An 18,428-nucleotide genomic window follows, 5' to 3' on the forward strand; every position below is an offset into this window, starting at 1 on the left:
AATTATTTTCCTCTCTTCGATTGCTTAACGCGTACAACAAATTTAGGCAATACCATCATTCGCTTAAAACGAGATGGATTAGTAATCAAACGATAGAACCATTCTAGATGCGTCTTTTGAAAAATTTCCGGTGCTCTTTTGACCATGCCAGAGAAAACGTCAAAACTGCCACCTACACCCATCATTAAGGCTGGAGTTTCATTTCTACGTAAAATAGCTAGCAGTTTTTCTTGCTTAGGAAAACCTAGTGCTGCGAAGACCATATCTGGTTGAGTTTTTTGAATTCTACGAGCCACTAAATCTAAGTCTCCCTTAAAGTAGCCATCTTCTGCGCCGACTAAGTTAATATTAGGGTATTCTTTAGCTACCTTAGCTTGCACAGCATGAATTACTGCCGGCTTAGCACCAATCAGGTAGACGCGACTGCCGCGGTCGTTAGCCACACTCATTAACCAAGTGAACAAGTCATAACCCGTCACTCTTTCAGGTAGTGGCTGCTTAATCATCTTAGCCGCCTTAACAATACCTATACCATCCGCAGTGATATAATCTGTATCATTTTTTAAAATTTTCATGAATTCTGGGTTTTCGTTAGCTGCCATTACGATTTCAGGATTAGCAGTTACTACAAAAGTAGATAAGTGATCATTCAGTCGACTAATAAATTCATTTTGAAATTGATTAAAAGTTTTATTATCAAAATTAACGCCTAAAATATTAACTTTATCCATTTCCACACACCTCACGCGTCTCTTCATCTAGTATCTATTTTACCATTGGAATAAGCAAGTACGCGTATGATATTCAAGTTTTATCTTTTCTTCAAACATGATAAGATTGTCTTGTTAAAAGGAGAAAAAATGAAAAAGGTAATTACTTATGGCACGTTTGACCTGCTTCACTATGGTCATGTTCGTCTGCTTAAAAGAGCTAAAGAATTAGGCGATTATTTAATTGTAGGACTTTCTACTGATGAATTTAATGAATTCAAAAAGCACAAGGAAGCTTACAATACTTATCCCGAACGCAAATATATTTTGGAAGCTATTCGCTACGTTGATGAGGTTATCCCTGAGAAAGATTGGGACCAAAAAATCGACGATATTAAAAAGTACAATGTCGATACTTTTGTAATGGGCAGCGATTGGGAAGGCAAGTTTGACTTCTTAAAGCCTTATTGTAAGGTTGTTTACTTGCCAAGAACACCAGGGATTTCAACTACTAAAATCAAAGAAGATCTAAAATAAAAAAAGCTCCAGTTCCACTCAAGTTTTTGAGTGAAATTGGAGTTTTTATTTTGTCCTTTTAATTCTACTTAGAAAAAGTAAATTCAAATCGTTCAGCCACGTAACGAGCACGTGTATATTCAAATGGTTGACCACTTGAAAGTTCAGTAACCTGACGTCTAGTAATTAAAGCTTCGCCCTTCTTGGCCTTCAATAAACGCGCATCTTGTTCATTAGCAATAGCCGCAGAAATGTGTTCCGTTACTTTGCCAATTTCAAAACCGCTACGCTTTTCCAAGGTTTCATACAAATGGCTAGAAATATCTTCTTTAGAAAAGTCTTTAACCAAATAATATGGCACCGTAACTACTTCATAACAAATCGGAATATCATCTGCATAACGAATTCTTTCCATGCGCAATACATTTTCATCCTGCTTAAGAGCTAAGCGTTCTTTTTCAGATAAAGATGGATTCCCTACTTGATAGGAAATTAATTTACTTGAAGGTACTTGGCCATTAGCTTTGGTAATTTCAGTAAACGACATGATACCAGACATTTTTTCTTGCACTTTTTGACTGGCAACATAAGTCCCGCTACCTAGTCGGCGTTCAAGAATTCCTTCTTCTTCCAATGTTTTAATTGCTTGGCGCAAAGTCATCCGTGAAACGCCAAAGCGCACTGATAGCTGACGTTCTGCTGGAATTCGGTCCCCTACTTTATAAACGTGGTTTTCAATATCGCGTTTAATCTGGTTGTGGATCTTGATGTACATTGGTTCTTCCATAACTACACCCCCAAAGTTTAATACCAATTATTATTATATGCTAAATTGGTCTAGATTGCATTTCATACACTAAGTTAATTTTGCCTGATTATTTTTTCTTAGCGGTCCAGTGCATCCCTAAAATATAAACGTTTGGACGCTTATTATATTCCACATTCAATGTATCAGTTTGCGCAGCTAAGACGTTGGTCTTTAATTTAGCTTCGTCCTGCACTGCCAAATCCGCCTGGTTAGGATGAAGAATTAAATCATGACCATTCAATTGAGCATGTCCACTTAAGGCTAAAAAATATTCATAATTCATATTTCCGATAAAGGTTACCCGCGTAGCCTCACAACTGCTCTTATCTTGAAAATCAGCATGCTCCATCACAATGGAATTATTCATTGTCACCTTAGCCTCATCAACTACGATCATGCGATCAATAGTTGAATTTTGGATAATAGTATGCGTCTTTTTATCGATATAAATCCCACCGTTAAATTTGCTATTAACGATGTTGCTCCAACAATCATCACTTAGATAAAGGCATGAATCATCCTTAGCGGTAAGAGTACTATTAAGCATATTCATCCAAGTTTGGCCGTGCAATAACACATAATCGACCTCAGAGTTATTGAGATCCAATTCCGCATTTGTTTTCAAAAAGGTATTGATACTGCCGCGAATATTAGAATTATTAATAATTGCCGTTCCGTGCCCTTCAAGAGCTAGAGCACAATAATTTTCAGATGGATAATCAATTTGTGAATCATTCATCTCTAAACGAAAATCTGCATTTTCGTACATAGAAACAGATCCACCAGTTATCTTAGTTGAATAAAGTTCAAGAGTCACTTTACCATTAATGGCAATAGCTGCCGTATCTGTACCATACCCCTTAACACAACAGTTTCTTAAAGTAACGTAACCGTTAGTTTCTATTGGTACAAAAATACTATTATTATCTGTTGTCGTATTCACGCAGAGATTTTCTAATGTGACATAACGACTATCTTCCGAAACGCTGATGTTACCATAAATAGTTGTATCCTCAGCTAAACTACCAGTTCCTTTAATTGTAATATCGGTTAATTCTCGACCTCTAGGCAAATAATAATATCCGGGTCCCAACATCAATACATCATCGGCACGCAAATCATTTAATGCATCATGCCAACTAGTAGCGCTGCTAGAGCCGCCAACTCTAATTATTCTAGCCATAAATAATCCTTTCTAGTCAAAAGTCAGCCTCTATTCTACCTGTTTTTTTCTTTTAAGGCGCAATTTTATATTTTACACCAAAAGAGCAAACGCTTTGAAGCATTTGCTCAATTACATCTTATTTAATTTTTACATTCCAATAATATGCGACATTACCGTAAGGTGACAATTGGAAACCAGTCACTTTCTTATTAAGTAGGTATGATACACCAGCTTGATAAAGCGGTGCCGCAAAAGCATCCTTCTTGATCAATTGATTTTCGGCATTGATCAAAGCTTGTAATCTCTTCTTTGGGTTAGTAGCATAAGTGGTTTTAGCCATATCAATTTGATGCCAGAAATTATCATTATGATAATCTGGTTGTAGGTTAAATAAACCACCCACCGTCAAGAAATCAAGCGGATCTTCATAACTAGGCTGCCAAGTACCAAAGACAAAATCATAATTATGATTAGTGGTATTAGCTAACCGTGATTTAAGTGGAATCGATTTAACTGTTAAGTTAAGACCTGGAAGATTCTTCATCAAATTACTTTGAATGAATTCACCAACACGCTTAGAATCATCAACGTCAGAGGTTAATAATTCTAGGTTAATCTTTTCCTTGCCCAATTCTTTTTTGCCTAAGTTCCATTCCTTACGAGCATTCTTAGGATTATAAGTTACTAAATCACCTGCATCTTGGCGGTAATCTTTACCAGTTGACTGATCAGTAATAAAGTCAGACGCTACAATACCATTAGCTGCTTTACCTTGATGCAAAATAGTTTTAACCAATTGCTGCTTATCGATCGCTTGACTAATAGCTCGACGAATATGAACATTGCCGGTTACTTTCTTTTTAATATTGAATGAAAGGTAACCATTTGTTGGCGTTATACGCGTATGAAAATTAGGATTCTTTTCATATTGCTTAACAAAATCCGAAGTTAAACCCGCATAGTCAAGTTGACCACTTCTAAAGAGGTTCACTCCTGTCGATGGTGTTTGTACCACTTGAACGTTGACCTTATTTAAAGCAATATCTTTCTTATTCCAATAATTAGGATTCTTTTTATATACCCACTTTAAGTTTGAGCCAGTCCAACCGGTAACTGTAAATGGTCCATTATAAACTAAATTCTTACTGCTAGTTCCATACTTAGGGCCTAACTTTTTAACGAGTTTAGTATTTTGTGGATAAAATTGTGCACCCTCTAAAATTTCTGGTAAATATGGTATAGGATAAGCCAAAGTAATCTGTAATTTATATTTACCTAACGCCTTAATTCCTAAAGAGTTAACTGGTGCCTTACCTTGTGTAATTTTAGTACCATTTTTAATAATCGCATAGCTATCACTATCTAATGAAGAATTTTTTGGATCTACAGTCCTGCGCCAAGCAGTTACATAATCCGTTGCAGTTACTGGATCTCCATTAGACCATTTTGCATTCTTACGCAAATCAAACGTATAGACGCGTTGATCTTTAGAATGCTTAACACTAGTAGCTCCAGCTAAAATAGCTTTATTATTTTTATCAAATCGGTACAAACCTTCCATTGAATTCTGTAATACTTCTGAGCTAGTAGTATCACCATACTTACTTGAATCTAAAGTAGAAATTTCATTTGAGACGTAAGTATTCATTGTTTGAGTCTTAGCTTGAGATAATTCACTGTTAGAGGAACATGCAGCTAACACCAATCCCATTTCTATGACCATTAATCCGGAAAAAAATAGCTTAAATTTTTTCAACTTCCATCTCCCCTTTACTTACTTTTTGTATAATGCTAACATTTTATAAGTATACATTATGTTAGAAATATTTCAAACAGTTTTAACTAAAAACGCAAAAAAAAAAAGCACCATATGATGCTTTTTCTTTGGGTTGGGTGTTCTTTTAGAACTATTGGGTTAGCTGGATTCGAACCAGCGCATGATGGTACCAAAAACCATTGCCTTACCACTTGGCTATAACCCAATACCAGCTGAACTTTTTACTTGTCGTTCAACAATGGAGGAGGGTGGATTCGAACCGCCGAACTCAGAGAGAGCGGTTTTACAGACCGCCGCGTTTAGCCACTTCGCTACTCCTCCGTTAGCTGACTTAATTATAATAACTAATATCCAGGTAAAATGCAAGGGTATTTTCAATTTTTTTGCAAATAAATTAATCCTTTTGACGTAAAACCACATATTGCCGCAACTTAGGATATTCCAATAATAAATATGTATCATAAGTCCAACTAGAACTAACGTTGAGTACCCAAATGAACCAAGAACTCTTATTGGTGAACATGACAATACTAGAAATATCTCGTAAGATTTCAATAATCAGTTTTTCTGATAGTTCTGTTTTATCCATTTCTGCACCGTAGAACAATTCGACCAGAATACCAAGAATGAAGATAATAATCCAACCAACTAAGTAATGCCCACCTCTTTTAATTTTAACTTTAGGTAATCCTAGCTTATCTTTTTCATTACTAATCTTAACTTTAACATTGCGTGTTTGAAACAGTCCTATTGCAATACCAAACAAAATCAAGAACAACGTAACAAGCATAGTTAGAGGTGTAAAATTTTGACCTATGCCTAAAATCATCATAATCGCAGAATATAGCGGAATGATGATCAATGATAATCTGGTCGCTGTTTCATACTCAACCGTAGTTTTCAAAAAAGAATAAATCAAGATAATTAAAAATATCCATAAGCTAATAACTTTGCCTCTTATTACTTAATACATTTCTTTAATTGTACAGCAAAAAAGCCGATGCATTTTGCACCGACTCTTTCGTTTATTTAAATTCTACTTTTTAATAGAAGTTTACAGCCTTGATGTAACGCTTGTTGTTGTTTCTGCAACCTTCAATTCTGTAGTACTTCTTACCGTTCTTGAATCTCATTTGACCACCGTAAGTAGTTACAGTTTGGCCTCTGTACATCTTACCAGTACCTGGAGTACGACGGTATGATGACCAGTAAATGTAGGCATTGTGCTTCAAAGTACGTTGATTACCAGTAATGTTGGTTACACGAACGTATTCGTCCTTGTTAGCTACCTTGTAGTAAGTCTTACCCTTGATAGTTACAATGTTTGGAACGATGTCAATGTTGGTGTAAGTATCGTACATGTGGCCTAAGTAGTTACCGTTCTTGTCGTAAGCTCTTGAAGCTACCATAACAACGTGAGATTCACCTTTTTCAGTAGCAGCTGGTTTTACAAGCGCTGAAGTCTTTACCCAAACATTGCTTGAGTTAGCATCATTCTTTGACTTAGTTGAAACTCTTGAATATGATACGCCTGCAGCAGTACGTGCTTGATCACCAACATAAACTTGTTCACCATCTTTAAAAGTGGTTGAACCTGGCAATGCGTTATCACCATAAATGTTATAAGTTGGAATAGTAGTTTGTCCTGCTTCTGCATGCAAAGTTTGAAGTGAACTTGGAGCTACTAATACAGTGTATGTAACATTTGTCTTCTTACCAGTTAAACCAGTAGCAGTTAAAGTTACATTGTAGTAACGTCCTGCTTCTGAAGTGTTAACTTGACTTGAAGTTGTAATTGAAGCATATGTGTTATTGTACTTGTTTTGAACAGCACTAATTGCAACGATATTGCCTTCACTATCAGTAAAGTTAGTTGGGTTAAAGTTTGAGTTAACTGCAACTTGGAATACACGACCATTTAAACCAGCAGTTTGGTTTTGACCATTCAAAGTCCAACTAAATACTGGTGCATCAGTTGCTTCCGTAGATGATGAACCTGAATTTGATACAACTACTGGAATTTGAATAGTAGCAGTTTGAGTACCTGAAGTCCCATTTAAAGTTAAATTAAATGTACTTACATTTGAAGGAATAACAATAACTGTCTTCTTAACCTCGGTAGCCTTCTTACCTTTAGCAGCTTTTTGCTTTTCAGTTACTTCTTTAGTAGTAATTTGATTTTGTAATAAAGCATTCTTAACATCAGTGTCACTCAATTTAAGAGGGGTACTCTTAGAGTTAGTTTCATGGAAGCTAATTCCAAGATCATTTAACTTCTTTGTAACACTTGATAATTCTTCACCATTTGAAATACCAACAGTAGTACGAACTACATTAGCACTTGGATTGGCAGTAGTTGCTTCATCAATTACTTGATTATTAAAAGTAAAGTATGGACGATCAGTTGGAGCTTGTGTACTAGTAGTACCAGCATTGTTAGTAGTATTAGTAGTGGTAGTACCTAATGTAATGCTTGCAGCATTAACAGGCACAGTTGAAGCTACAACTGGAGCAACAGCCAACAAAGTAGCGGCAGCCACGCCTAACATTTTTCTATTCTTTTTCATAAATGTGGTCTCCTTTTTTGTATAAACATACATATAAGTAAGCAGTAATATCTCTTGTTTACTTGTGAATATATTATACCATCGCGCCTTATCGATTCAAAAGAATCGACTTTTAGATGAGTACACAATATGAAGAAATCTGCCTTCATATTGCACATAGTAGGGTAACTCACCACTATTAAGCTGTAGTTACCGCACTGTTACAAATTAAAATCAAAGCTTTACAATTTTGTGAACTTTTCCACAAAGTGTTGACTTTTACCCACAATCAGTCTACGCATTTTACTTATCTTCAATAACAAGATCCTCTTCACGAACGAATTGCAACTTTTGAATGAAGATATATCTCATGACAAATCCTAACAAAATTGGCATCCCCGCAAATAACAACAAAATGAAGCCAATTGCCAGTGGTCCGCCAGTCATCTCTTGGTATGCTGCCATCGGTCCGATTAAACCTGCTGAACCAAAACCAGCAGAATTAGCCGTACCACTAATTTTAAAAATTGCACCAACTAATCCGGCAATTCCAGCGGATGCAATTACTGGTAAAAATAATCTTGGATTTTTCAACATATTAGCCATCTGAATCTTTGGCGTACCAATGAAGTGAGCAATTGTCGTACCAAAACCATTCACCTTGCTACTCATAATAGCCAAAGTGAACGCACATGCAGTGATACCCAAGTTAGCACTACCAGAGGCGATTCCCTCAACTCCAATCGCCATAGCAATTCCTACTGAAGAAATTGGTGACACAATCAAGGCCGCAAACGCAATACCCATGAGCATCCCCATCACGAGTGGTTGGAAGTTAGTCAAAGTACCGATCGTCTGACCTACCGCACCAGTAATCATCTTTGTGTAAGGCAACATGAATTGACCTACGCTACCCGCGATCACTGCCACAATCAACGGCAACAAAAGCACAGTATAACTACCCAATTTTGGTGTCAAAAACTTCACTAAGAATGCCGCAAAGAAAATAGTCAGCGCAATGTTAATTACATCCCCAGAACCAGCCAAAATAATCTGACCATTTTTCACTTGAAATGCACCACTGGCAATCATCGCAGCCGCTGTAATTGAACCTGACTGAATTAAATTGAACTTGAGCAAATATGACACGCACAATCCCGCAAAGACGGCTAACAAGCTACTCATCAATGTTGTCATTGTTAAAATATTTTGTGCTCCAGGCCAAGTATGCACGACGCTCTTCATCAGTTCATTAACTAATGCACCTGGCACCAACGCGATCACTACACCAGTACTCACACCATTCAATATGTTCAAAAGGTTTTCTTTAAAATCTTTTCGCATATAAACTTCCCTCAATTCATTTTAATGAAAAAAGCCCCAGGGACTTACGTCTCTGGAGCTTCACTTGTACTTGAAAAATTAGTCGAGAACGCAGACTCTCTCTGCAATAATATTAAATTCTCATCCCAGTTTTTCCCCTGATAAATATTATACTGTACTTTTTTATTTTTAATATAGTTAAGATTATTTTAAGGTCGGCTTTTGTTTTTAAACAAAAAAGATCAGGCTCACTGCCTGATCTTGCTTATTGGGTTAGCTGGATTCGAACCAGCGCATGATGGTACCAAAAACCATTGCCTTACCACTTGGCTATAACCCAATCTTCAAACCTTTTTACTTGATTGGTTCTATTTGAATGACCTCTCAATCACTCAACAGATACTAGTATAGGGGAATGACAAATAAAATGCAAGTAAAAATTTGAATTTTTTGAATTAATTTTAGTTGTACAATTTTTCGACTATAAATAATCATAATTAGAATAACTATGATTATCACATTTTATCTACTTTTCTCTTTCACCTTATTCATCAACTCAAAATTATTCGTAAAAATCCCAGCTACACCTAGTTTGAAATACCGCTTCGCAATTCTCGGATTATCCACCGTCCAAATCCGCTGTGTTACCTTACTTGGCAAATAGAAATGCGGATGAATGGCCGCAAAGTGATTTTTCTTCACAAAACGCTCTGGCAAAGCCACCGGCATCTTCGTTAAAAAGCAGTACTGCTGATGCAAATCGATCCGTTGGCAATTTTTCAAGGTCTGGTAATTGAAGGAAGAGAAGATGATGGGATGAACAAAATGATACTTCTTGGCTAATGCTAAAACGATGCCTTCGATTCCAACATCATGAACCTTGTTGGTCTTAAATTCCAGGTTGATATAAATATTCCTATTTTGTAAAACTTCAAACAATTCGCTGAGCATCGGCACCGGCTCACCATTAGCTAAATGAAACTTCCTAAGTTCGCTTATCGTGTAGTCTTTGATAAAACCCGTTCCATCAGTCGTACGGTCGATTTCTTCATCGTGCATCACCACTAGCACCTTGTCCTTAGTCAAATGCACATCGAACTCCACGCCTTCTGCGCCATGCGTCACCGCATAACGGAAGCCTTCAAGTGAATTCTCCGCAAACTTCACCGGCAAGCCGCGGTGAGCAAAAACGATTGTGTTTGTCATAATTTTACCCTCAAAAAAATACCGCCTTGCGGCGGCATCTTTTCTTTATTTATTAATCCAAAACAATAGCACCTTGAGTTGCTAAGACATCTCTTACAAGAGTCTTAACGTCTCTTCTTTCAACCATACCGTCAGTTTCCTCAATGTATTCTTCGTAATGTGGTGTTTGTACGTGGTTGTCGTATGCTTGATCATTTGCATAAACTTCAACAAAATACCATTCATTAGGATTTTCTTTGTTGGTACCGGACATCATAATTTCCATGCCTGGTTCAGAAGCAATACTTGTAGTAATTTCCTTCTTAACTGAATGAGCAAATGCTTCTTCGTTACCCTTCTTAACTTCAACCTTAACTAAACGCATAACGAAGTTGTCTGCGTAACTGTTTAAAGCCTTTTGGGCATGAGTAGTAATTACTTCTGGCTTCAAATCGATAACTTTCTTGCTAGCAGCAATCTTGTCAATTACTTCATCAAAGTCATCAGCGTGAGATTCAGCAATGTGTAAATCTTCTGCACCCTTGTTGCGAAACAATTCTACTTCGTAATTGTCTTCGCCTTGTGCGTCGTCGTGTCCGCTACCAATAAGCAAAGTACCTTCTTCTGCAGGAATTGAATCATGCATATTCTTTTCTGCTTCACGAATATATTCGCTACGATCATTTTCTGCAATATTTAACTTAGTAATTTTAAAAATTGGTGTTTCATCCATTTTTCTTCTAGCCTCGTATCATAATTTTTACACACTTATTATAAGCTAATGTACCAAATTCGAACGACTAATTACCAGTTATTTGATCGATTCGCACATTTTTGGCAGGCCAAACGTTTTCTTCATATTCAACATCATTGCCATCACTCTTAAGCAAAGCAAATTCGGCATTATGAAAGCCGGTAAACTTAGCACCACCGGCGCGCTCACGGATGTAGTGGCACATGCTGTCGCCGTGACCCACAACCAGGATATTTTCGCCATCCTGGGCATCCCGCAAGATCAAATTCATCCCGCGTTCCATTCGCTCAGTTACTTCACGGTCATCTTCGATCGTGCTGCTACCAATAAAACGCCTAAATAACAGCCAGAGCAGAATATTTCTACCCTCATAAATGCCGTAGTCTTTTTCTTTTAGTTCCTTCAAGCGATCATATTCCATCTCAGGACCAGCGATAATTTCAAGCGTATCGCTAGCACGCTCCTGCGTAGAACAATATGCCCGATCAAAGCTGATGCCATTTTGCGCAAAATAATCGCGCGTAGCTTCAATTTGCTTAATCCCCAATGGAGTCAAAGCAGAATCGCAACTCCCCTGCATCCGATGTTCTTTATTAAATAAAGTTTGTCCATGTCTAACCAAATAAAAATTTATTGTCATTTAAAGTTATCCCAAATCTTCTGCGGGCCACACATACTCATCAAAATGAACTTTATCGCCATCAACTGTCAACTTAACAATTGAGGCATTGGCAAAACCAGGAAAGTTAGGATTATCAGTTGCATCCCTAACGTATCTAGCCAAAATATCGCCGTGGCCGCAAACAAGTGCGGTTTCACCATCGTCAATGCCATCCATAATTTCTATAACGGCGCGGCGCATGCGGGCTACCACGTCTTCATTTTTTTCCATAGTTGGATCAACATTAGAATTACCGTAGTTCCATGGCAACAAGAATTCATCGCGGCCTTCAAAGATACCATAGCATTTTTCCCGCAAGTCTTTCAAACGCGTATATGGCATCTTGTGGTCCGTAATAATTTCAAGCGTATCACATGCTCTTTCTTGTGTAGAAGAAAATGCTTTGTCAAAGTGGATGTGATTTTCTTGGAAGTAATCGCGCGCCATTTCTACTTGGCGGATACCTTTCTCGTTAAGTGGTGAATCACAACGCCCCTGCACCTTATGGTAGTAATTAAAATAAGTCTGTCCATGACGAACTAGATATAAAGTTTTTGTCACAAAAATTCCCCCCGTATTTTCACGTTTTCTATATCTTATCAAAAAAGCACGCTTAATGCGTGCTCTTTGGCTATTTTAATTCTAAGGTCTGAAGCTGTTGTTGAATTCTTTACTATCCACAATAAATGATGGCACACTGATGAAGTGCATTGAATATATATTACCGATTCTTGAAATACTGAAGCCATAGTAATTGTAGTCGCCATCATAACGAGAACCTTGGGTGTTAAAGACGTCACCAGCGTGTTCCCATTCACGGTAAAGATTTCTGTCGCCGCGTTGAGCTTCACCAGCACCGGCAAAGCCGAAGATCATTTGCTTCAAGCCAAAGTAAATGTCACGTTTCATTTCACTCATTGGCATGGTCTTTTTATTAATGGTAAAACCAGCCAGGTCTTCAACGTAGTTGGCATCTAAGTTAAGGCCATTCTTCTTGCAGGCTCTAACGATTCCGGCAACATAGTGACCATTATCTTTGATACTGTGGCCGTGATCTTGATATTCTTTAGCAACATCATCAGCTAACTTTTGTGTACCTTCGCTGTAAACCCATGGACGCAAGCCAAGTTGCTCACGTGCACTGTTGATTACACGCAAAGAGAATTCAGCCAATTCCTTTTTATCGTTAGCTGAAAGATGGTCAGGATCAATCATCTTGTCATCGTCTTTGCTTTCTCCAGCTACGATACGTGAGAAGTTGTTGATCTCCATACCTTCCATAGAAGCCTTAACGAATTCAGGACTTGGGCTACCCTTATATGCATCAAGCAGTGCGGAAAGAGTGTAGCCGCTTGGCATCCTGATTGCTGCTTGAGCATAAAGATTAGTTGCTGGAGCTGTATTCTTCACTGTTTTGACATTTTTAGCCAAAATCCAGTAAGAGTTGGCATTCAGCTTATAAGCTGAATATTTCTTCTTGCCAATTCTTATATAACCTTTTTGGGAATAAGAATATTTTCTACCGGCGTAAACGTAGTAATTAGTCTTTTTGCCCTTCGAAGTATAAAGTCGGACTTTCTTACTGCCTTTTACTTGTACTTTACCCGTGGTAGCAGCTTGCACAGTTTGTAGTGTGGCATATTCCGTGACTGCAGTAGCGGAAGTTAGTAAGCAAACACTGGCAAGTAAAGTCATCATTATCTTTTTGGACATATGGTTTACCTCCGTTGTTCCCTATACACTAATAATATCCCTTATAACTTATATGGTTATTATAGCAAAACATACTAACCTAGTGTTGGATTATGAATCGACGGATTCATAATCTGGCACTTTTTATTTTGTCTAAAATAAAAAGTGAAGATAAAGCAAAAAAGTCTTCGTCTTTTTTGACGCTTGATGTCGTAAGTAAAACGGACTGCTTTACCGCCTATTTATAAGTCTCTTCGAAGTCTGTGGGCACTTGATGCCGGGTTCAGAAAATGAGAATTAAATAGTCTGATAAAGCTATTTATCTTCACTTGGAGGTTAGAATGATGAAACAAAATATTATCTTTGGCATTGATGTTAGCAGTAAATCTTCTACAGTTTGTGTAGTAATTGATCGTGTTAAGCAAGGTAAAACATTCAAGATCACTAATGATTCTTTTGGCTATCAAGACCTATTGGATCATTTAAATCAATACTTAATCACGCCTTTGGTAGTGTTTGAAGCTACGGGAGTTTACTCATTAAGCTTGCAGGCGTTTTTAGAGGATTATCATATTAAATATTTAAAGCTTAACCCTTTAAAGGCTAAGAAGCTGATGGACAATAATCTAAGACATAATAAAACCGATAAAGTTGATGCTTATCGGTTAGCTTTGATTCAATTCAATGCGCCACAAAAACTGCGTCAGCCGCAATCTAGAGAATATCATGAACTGCAAAATGCAAGTCGCTATTATGAAGAACTTACCCGAGCTTTAGTAATCAATAAGAACCAGCTTCATCGCAATTTGCAGTCAACCTTTCCTCAACTAGAAAGTCTGCTTTCAGTCCCATCTGGCAGAATCTATTGGACAGTTGTCAGCTTATTCCCACATGCGCAATACGTTTTAAATCACAATGAAAATCAAGTTTTTCAAAGTCTGTTAGCTATTTCAGGCATTGGCAGACAAAGAGCACAATACTTAACGACTAGACTCTATGCTTTGGCTCGACAAGCTTATCCGTACGATACTGAAAACAGTATTATTGTTCGTGCAATTCAGAGAAATATTGCCAATTTGCTTTCTCTGAGTGCAGAAAGAGATAATGTGATCAATTATATGGAAAAGCTTGCTATGCAAGTAAATGCACGATCTTTGACTATATATGAGAGTATCCCTGGCATTGCCAAAATTACTGCAGTTAGATTAGTTGCCGAGTTAGGAGATTTAAGACGGTTTGATACTTCAGCCCAAATTGATGCTTTTGTTGGTATTGATCCAGGCCGCTATCAATCGGGTGAAAAGGATAGTCATTTAGGAATAACCAAACATGGCAATCACTTAGCTAGAAAGATCCTTTATCGAACAATTACTCAAATGGAAACTGTCAAGGCTACGCAACCTTGTCATATTACTGATTATTATGATAAGAAAAAACGATCTTCAAATAGCCGAGGCTATAAGAAGATCGCCATTGCATCAGTTCACAAACTGATACGTACAATGTTTGCTCTTATCAAACATGATCAATTATATGATTACAACGTAGCCACACATAACCAAAGACTTTAGTTGAAATCAAATGATCAACTTCAGTATAACAACCTATGAAAAAACTACAAGTATTCATGGGCTTATTTGTGTTACATTTGATTATTAATAAGCTTAGCTTTCTAACTTAAATGACTTCATTCGCACCAATAACTCTAATAAAAATAATCTATTAAATACTGATAATACTTGACTTAAGGTAGAAAAAAGGCGCGCAACTTGAATGTAAGCGCATGCCTTTTAGCCGTTATTAAATTGTTATTTTCGAGGCTGCTTATTAATACCAGCCGTTTGCTTGCCAGAATGACTTAGCAGCAATCCATGAACCGTAACGGCTTTGTACGTATTGGTCAGCAACTCTTTCTTGGTTGGCAGCTGAGTAGTCACCGTTCAAGTATGAAGCTGAAAGTTGGTATTTACCTACGTATTGACCGTTAGAAGCACTGTATGAGCCACCTGATTCACGGCTAGCAATCCAAGCTTTAGCGCTTGCTTCTGAGCCTGATGCGTTTGAAGTGTATGATGAAGCGCTAGTATTTGAAGCAGTTTGAGTATTTTGAGTTTGTGATTGTGCTGGAGCTTGAGTTGAAGCTTGAGCAGTAGTTTGAGTTTGGGTAGCAGCTGCGTGGTAACCAATAGTTACGTACTTAGCACGAACCCATTGGTTCTTACCTAAGTCGTACCACTTGTGACCCTTTGAATCGTAAGCAGTCTTGATAACTTTCCATGAAGTGTCGCTTGCTAAAGTTTGACCAGTTGCTACTGGGTTTTCATAGTTGTTGTATACGTTGATTGAGTTATTTGAAACGTAGTTTACAGTTACTACGCTTGCATCGTTTTGGACGATAGCAGCTTGTGCAGTGCTTGAACCTGCGTTGTTTGCTACTACTAAACCTGTAACTGACATAGCAGCTACTGCAATTGACTTAACTAAGATAGATTTAATCTTCAAAAAAATTCTCTCCTTAAAGTTATAAAAAATAATATAAGTAACGAATTTTCACTTATTCGTCTGTCTGTATTCAATTGACATCGTATATACTACAAGCTTTTCGTTTCAGAACCATAACAAGAATATCACTCAATCATTAAGAAAATATTACTTAATATGACATTATTGTAACATTTGTAACATTAGTGTAAATTTATTTAGATAATACAAAATACTGATCTATCAAGGTTTCTAGCACTTTTATTTTTAACTTGCTATGTGCAAAAGCATGTTCGTATTTAACAAGCTGAAATATTGCTGCAAACAAAATAGATTCTTTCCAGTTAGAAAGTTAAGTGCTATAGTAAAAATGTATTTTTAAATAAAAGCGAGGAATAAATCATGACTAAATATGAAGTTAAGTTAACTGAAGAAGATTTACAAATGATCAAAGATTGTCACTCAAAGAACCCTTCAATCATGAAGGCTATGAACGAAGCTAAGAAAGTTGAAGACTAATTAATATTTTTGATCTCTAAATCTAAAAAACATCCCAATCGGGATGCTTTTTCTTATTCATCAAACTTTGTTCCTTGTGGATTTTTCCAATTATAAACGCGAACAATCTCACCGTTTCCATCAAGCACTACAACATTGCCATCATTATGTGGATAAATTAAAGGATCAGAATGTGATCCACCATCAGTAAAAATTCTGGCTGGTTCACCTGGATACTGCATTTTTCTAACAATACAGTCATCCTTTTGCAGTTGCTTCATTTTTCGCCCATCATCGTATTTACCTTCTAAAACAGCTGTAGGCGTATGACCCGTCACAATTGTTTTACCAGTTCGATTATGGAAAATCATTTTTTCCGCTTGATCAGAATACCAATATTCTTCTCGTGCCCAAATCCGATAAAAGTCATAATCAAACTTCAAACCATAAACTACCTTATTGTATGTAGTGGGATCATTATATTTTTCATCAGGGCGCACACCCGCATGAACAAAAATAATCTGCGGTGTATCATACATTGTCGGACATGATTTTAAGAAACGATAATATTTACTTTCTCTAACTTCATCGGGCAAAAGCGTCCGGCCAAATATATTGGTTAAAGTCTTCCCACCGCCGTTATAGAACCAGATTCCATCTTGATGCTCAGTTCCTTCAGCAAAATTAAGCATCATTTGTTCATGATTACCTAATAAAACAAGGGCACCTTGATTTTTCTGATCTATTAAATAATCCAAAACTTCTTTAACATGTTCACGTCCATCAATATAATCACCACCGGTAACCAATTGAGCTAATGGATAGTCTTTCTTGGCTTGTTCAATTAAATCAATTGTCTCTAAATTGCCATGAATGTCAGAAATAAAAATATAATTATCCTTTTTCTGATCATCTTCAAAAGTTTGATCAACAATTTTACGGGTCATTCTTACCCCTTCTTATCTTTTTTTAGACTATTAATTTGTTTCATTCCACGCTTTTTGCAAAACATCACTAAAATGTTGCAATTCGTTTTCATCAAACACAATTAATAAACCATTTCTAATTACATCCATTTTTTCATCGCCATTACGACTTAATTCCAAGCTAGAAACAAATAATACATTTTCATCAGACGCTTTCATTAAGACATATTTAGCCTCATATGGGGCGCTTCCTTGACTATCGTCTAAATATTTCATAGCAATTTGATCTAGCAACTTTTGAGGGAATTCAAATGCTTGAATAGTACTCTCAGCTTCTTTTTGACTTACCCAACCTTGATAATTATCAGGTGTAACTTCATCAGGCATTTTCATTAACATAAATTGTGATTTGTTTTTATCAATAAATAATTGGCAAAGTGGCATTGCTCTTCCTCTCTTCTATTACATCATTTTCTTCTTACTTCTATTATAAGCTGCTTTTGTATCAACCATTAGAAAATCGACTACAATAATATATGAAAAGAAGTGATTGTTATGTTTAATGATAAAAATGCTATTTTAGCTAAAAATTTACACGTTGATTCTTTTAAGTATCAATCAACTGAAGATATGCCTAATGAAGCTTATGAAAAATGGCAAGAAAACCATATGAACGCCAAAGTATTCAATTTAGAATTTCGTAATATCGGTCAAAGTGGCGAATGGCAAGAAATGATCGTCATCTGGGGCGACTAAAAAGTTAGCTTTTCTTGATCTAAATCAATTTCTTATCTAATTTTTTCTTGTATAATCTAGTTAACAAGTAAAGAGATTTAGACAGGAAGTAACGAATATGCTAAAAATCACATTTACTGACTCCGCATTAGATTATTTAAAAAGAAGAAAAATTGCTGATAAGACTTTGATCTTAATTACCGATGATGGCGGCGGCAAATATTCCATCAAGGGTGGCGGCTGCAGTATTGGCTCACATTTTTCAATTATTTGGGTTGATGAAAAAGATCCGGACTATCCTGTTCAATTAGACAATGATCAAGGACTTAAAATTTATACTTCTAAGTATGATATGACCTTGATGGGTCCAAACATGGTGATGGATTATAATGCTGGCAGCCTTAACCTTCGCTCCGATGAAGGAATCTTAGATGGCGGCGTTGAAATCGGCAACGGTGCTGCCCTAATTAAGGCTAACAAAAATGTTAAAATGACTGGCGTTGAATGGCGCTGCTAATAATGAAAAAATCTGCTTTTCTACTCTAAGTCAAGTGTTATCAACGATTTTAAGCAATTTTATTTTGAAATACAGGCCTAATCGGGAAATGGCTCCCGGAGAATCGAGTTAAATATCTGATTTAGGGCATGATA

General features: G+C 36.8%; 19 protein-coding genes and 3 tRNA genes. 4 read left to right on the top strand and 18 right to left on the bottom strand.

The window, feature by feature from the left end:
* Positions 1-2 precede the first annotated feature (2 nt).
* Complete coding sequence (locus B5E95_RS04775; RefSeq protein WP_025005398.1) at positions 3-731, bottom strand: WecB/TagA/CpsF family glycosyltransferase; 729 nt, start codon at positions 729-731, stop codon at positions 3-5.
* A gap of 129 nt (positions 732-860) precedes the next feature.
* Between B5E95_RS04775 and tagD the strand changes: the two genes are divergently transcribed.
* Complete coding sequence (gene tagD / locus B5E95_RS04780; protein ID WP_025005397.1) at positions 861-1,247, top strand: glycerol-3-phosphate cytidylyltransferase; 387 nt, start codon at positions 861-863, stop codon at positions 1,245-1,247.
* Positions 1,248-1,311: 64 nt separating this feature from the next.
* Here the strand turns inward: tagD and B5E95_RS04785 are convergent, their stop codons facing one another.
* The 14 genes from B5E95_RS04785 to B5E95_RS04850 all read right to left on the bottom strand — a co-directional run bounded on the left by B5E95_RS04785 (position 1,312) and on the right by B5E95_RS04850 (position 13,158).
* Positions 1,312-2,013, bottom strand: coding sequence for a GntR family transcriptional regulator (locus B5E95_RS04785; RefSeq protein WP_087175881.1), 702 nt, complete (start codon positions 2,011-2,013; stop codon positions 1,312-1,314).
* Between the two features lie 88 nt (positions 2,014-2,101).
* Positions 2,102-3,217: a hypothetical protein gene (locus tag B5E95_RS04790; RefSeq protein WP_025006042.1), complete on the bottom strand. Its 1,116-nt coding sequence runs from the start codon at positions 3,215-3,217 to the stop codon at positions 2,102-2,104.
* 118 nt (positions 3,218-3,335) lie between these two features.
* Positions 3,336-4,922, bottom strand: coding sequence for a peptide ABC transporter substrate-binding protein (locus B5E95_RS04795; protein WP_087235713.1), 1,587 nt, complete (start codon positions 4,920-4,922; stop codon positions 3,336-3,338).
* A gap of 187 nt (positions 4,923-5,109) precedes the next feature.
* Positions 5,110-5,181 (bottom strand) — tRNA-Gln (locus B5E95_RS04800).
* A gap of 34 nt (positions 5,182-5,215) precedes the next feature.
* Positions 5,216-5,297: transfer RNA gene (locus tag B5E95_RS04805), tRNA-Tyr, on the bottom strand.
* Between the two features lie 73 nt (positions 5,298-5,370).
* Positions 5,371-5,895 carry a hypothetical protein gene (locus B5E95_RS04810; RefSeq protein ID WP_241146318.1) on the bottom strand — a complete coding sequence of 175 codons (525 nt, stop codon included), beginning with the start codon at positions 5,893-5,895 and terminating at the stop codon, positions 5,371-5,373.
* Between the two features lie 124 nt (positions 5,896-6,019).
* On the bottom strand, positions 6,020-7,543 hold the full coding sequence (locus B5E95_RS04815) for an SLAP domain-containing protein (RefSeq protein WP_087235700.1): 1,524 nt from the start codon (positions 7,541-7,543) through the stop codon (positions 6,020-6,022).
* Positions 7,544-7,825: 282 nt separating this feature from the next.
* Positions 7,826-8,866, bottom strand: coding sequence for a PTS sugar transporter subunit IIC (locus B5E95_RS04820; protein ID WP_087235701.1), 1,041 nt, complete (start codon positions 8,864-8,866; stop codon positions 7,826-7,828).
* A gap of 247 nt (positions 8,867-9,113) precedes the next feature.
* Positions 9,114-9,185, bottom strand: a tRNA-Gln gene (locus tag B5E95_RS04825).
* 182 nt (positions 9,186-9,367) lie between these two features.
* On the bottom strand, positions 9,368-10,051 hold the full coding sequence (locus B5E95_RS04830; RefSeq protein WP_087235702.1) for a glycerophosphodiester phosphodiesterase family protein: 684 nt from the start codon (positions 10,049-10,051) through the stop codon (positions 9,368-9,370).
* A gap of 52 nt (positions 10,052-10,103) precedes the next feature.
* Positions 10,104-10,763, bottom strand: a complete 660-nt coding sequence (locus tag B5E95_RS04835) for a putative quinol monooxygenase (protein WP_087235703.1) — start codon at positions 10,761-10,763, stop codon at positions 10,104-10,106.
* A 67-nt stretch (positions 10,764-10,830) separates the two neighbouring features.
* Positions 10,831-11,424 carry a histidine phosphatase family protein gene (locus tag B5E95_RS04840; RefSeq protein ID WP_087235704.1) on the bottom strand — a complete coding sequence of 198 codons (594 nt, stop codon included), beginning with the start codon at positions 11,422-11,424 and terminating at the stop codon, positions 10,831-10,833.
* A gap of 6 nt (positions 11,425-11,430) precedes the next feature.
* Positions 11,431-12,006 carry a histidine phosphatase family protein gene (locus B5E95_RS04845; RefSeq protein ID WP_087235705.1) on the bottom strand — a complete coding sequence of 192 codons (576 nt, stop codon included), beginning with the start codon at positions 12,004-12,006 and terminating at the stop codon, positions 11,431-11,433.
* A gap of 81 nt (positions 12,007-12,087) precedes the next feature.
* Positions 12,088-13,158: an SEC10/PgrA surface exclusion domain-containing protein gene (locus B5E95_RS04850; RefSeq protein ID WP_087235706.1), complete on the bottom strand. Its 1,071-nt coding sequence runs from the start codon at positions 13,156-13,158 to the stop codon at positions 12,088-12,090.
* Between the two features lie 320 nt (positions 13,159-13,478).
* On the opposite strand from B5E95_RS04850, the gene B5E95_RS04855 reads away from it, so the two are divergent.
* Positions 13,479-14,708, top strand: coding sequence for an IS110 family RNA-guided transposase (locus B5E95_RS04855; RefSeq protein WP_087235707.1), 1,230 nt, complete (start codon positions 13,479-13,481; stop codon positions 14,706-14,708).
* A gap of 256 nt (positions 14,709-14,964) precedes the next feature.
* On the opposite strand, the gene apf is transcribed toward B5E95_RS04855, so the two are convergent.
* From apf to B5E95_RS04875, 3 genes are all read right to left on the bottom strand, one after another.
* Positions 14,965-15,639, bottom strand: coding sequence for an aggregation-promoting factor (gene apf, locus B5E95_RS04860; protein ID WP_087235708.1), 675 nt, complete (start codon positions 15,637-15,639; stop codon positions 14,965-14,967).
* Positions 15,640-16,190: 551 nt separating this feature from the next.
* The gene (locus B5E95_RS04870; RefSeq protein WP_087175866.1) at positions 16,191-17,063 is read right to left on the bottom strand and encodes a metallophosphoesterase family protein; all 873 of its coding nucleotides are present in this window, start codon (positions 17,061-17,063) and stop codon (positions 16,191-16,193) included.
* A 30-nt stretch (positions 17,064-17,093) separates the two neighbouring features.
* Complete coding sequence (locus B5E95_RS04875; protein WP_087235709.1) at positions 17,094-17,486, bottom strand: hypothetical protein; 393 nt, start codon at positions 17,484-17,486, stop codon at positions 17,094-17,096.
* A gap of 111 nt (positions 17,487-17,597) precedes the next feature.
* On the opposite strand from B5E95_RS04875, the gene B5E95_RS04880 reads away from it, so the two are divergent.
* A complete protein-coding gene (locus B5E95_RS04880) occupies positions 17,598-17,798 on the top strand; it encodes a hypothetical protein (RefSeq protein ID WP_025006070.1) in 201 nt (66 codons plus the stop codon).
* Between the two features lie 97 nt (positions 17,799-17,895).
* Complete coding sequence (locus tag B5E95_RS04885; RefSeq protein WP_087235710.1) at positions 17,896-18,294, top strand: iron-sulfur cluster biosynthesis family protein; 399 nt, start codon at positions 17,896-17,898, stop codon at positions 18,292-18,294.
* Positions 18,295-18,428: the final 134 nt, after the last annotated feature.

It is taken from the genome of Lactobacillus gallinarum, from assembly GCF_002160635.1.
GTDB lineage: Bacteria > Bacillota > Bacilli > Lactobacillales > Lactobacillaceae > Lactobacillus > Lactobacillus gallinarum.

Bases quoted from the DNA above. Each gene is read 5' to 3' on its own strand.
- B5E95_RS04775 (WP_025005398.1), bottom strand. From the start codon at position 731: ATGGATAAAGTTAATATTTTAGGCGTTAATTTTGATAATAAAACTTTT.
- tagD (WP_025005397.1), top strand. From the start codon at position 861: ATGAAAAAGGTAATTACTTATGGCACGTTTGACCTGCTTCACTATGGT.
- B5E95_RS04785 (WP_087175881.1), bottom strand. From the start codon at position 2,013: ATGGAAGAACCAATGTACATCAAGATCCACAACCAGATTAAACGCGAT.
- B5E95_RS04790 (WP_025006042.1), bottom strand. From the start codon at position 3,217: ATGGCTAGAATAATTAGAGTTGGCGGCTCTAGCAGCGCTACTAGTTGG.
- B5E95_RS04795 (WP_087235713.1), bottom strand. From the start codon at position 4,922: ATGGTCATAGAAATGGGATTGGTGTTAGCTGCATGTTCCTCTAACAGT.
- B5E95_RS04815 (WP_087235700.1), bottom strand. From the start codon at position 7,543: ATGAAAAAGAATAGAAAAATGTTAGGCGTGGCTGCCGCTACTTTGTTG.
- B5E95_RS04820 (WP_087235701.1), bottom strand. From the start codon at position 8,866: ATGCGAAAAGATTTTAAAGAAAACCTTTTGAACATATTGAATGGTGTG.
- B5E95_RS04830 (WP_087235702.1), bottom strand. From the start codon at position 10,051: ATGACAAACACAATCGTTTTTGCTCACCGCGGCTTGCCGGTGAAGTTT.
- B5E95_RS04835 (WP_087235703.1), bottom strand. From the start codon at position 10,763: ATGGATGAAACACCAATTTTTAAAATTACTAAGTTAAATATTGCAGAA.
- B5E95_RS04840 (WP_087235704.1), bottom strand. From the start codon at position 11,424: ATGACAATAAATTTTTATTTGGTTAGACATGGACAAACTTTATTTAAT.
- B5E95_RS04850 (WP_087235706.1), bottom strand. From the start codon at position 13,158: ATGTCCAAAAAGATAATGATGACTTTACTTGCCAGTGTTTGCTTACTA.
- B5E95_RS04855 (WP_087235707.1), top strand. From the start codon at position 13,479: ATGATGAAACAAAATATTATCTTTGGCATTGATGTTAGCAGTAAATCT.
- B5E95_RS04870 (WP_087175866.1), bottom strand. From the start codon at position 17,063: ATGACCCGTAAAATTGTTGATCAAACTTTTGAAGATGATCAGAAAAAG.
- B5E95_RS04875 (WP_087235709.1), bottom strand. From the start codon at position 17,486: ATGCCACTTTGCCAATTATTTATTGATAAAAACAAATCACAATTTATG.
- B5E95_RS04880 (WP_025006070.1), top strand. From the start codon at position 17,598: ATGTTTAATGATAAAAATGCTATTTTAGCTAAAAATTTACACGTTGAT.
- B5E95_RS04885 (WP_087235710.1), top strand. From the start codon at position 17,896: ATGCTAAAAATCACATTTACTGACTCCGCATTAGATTATTTAAAAAGA.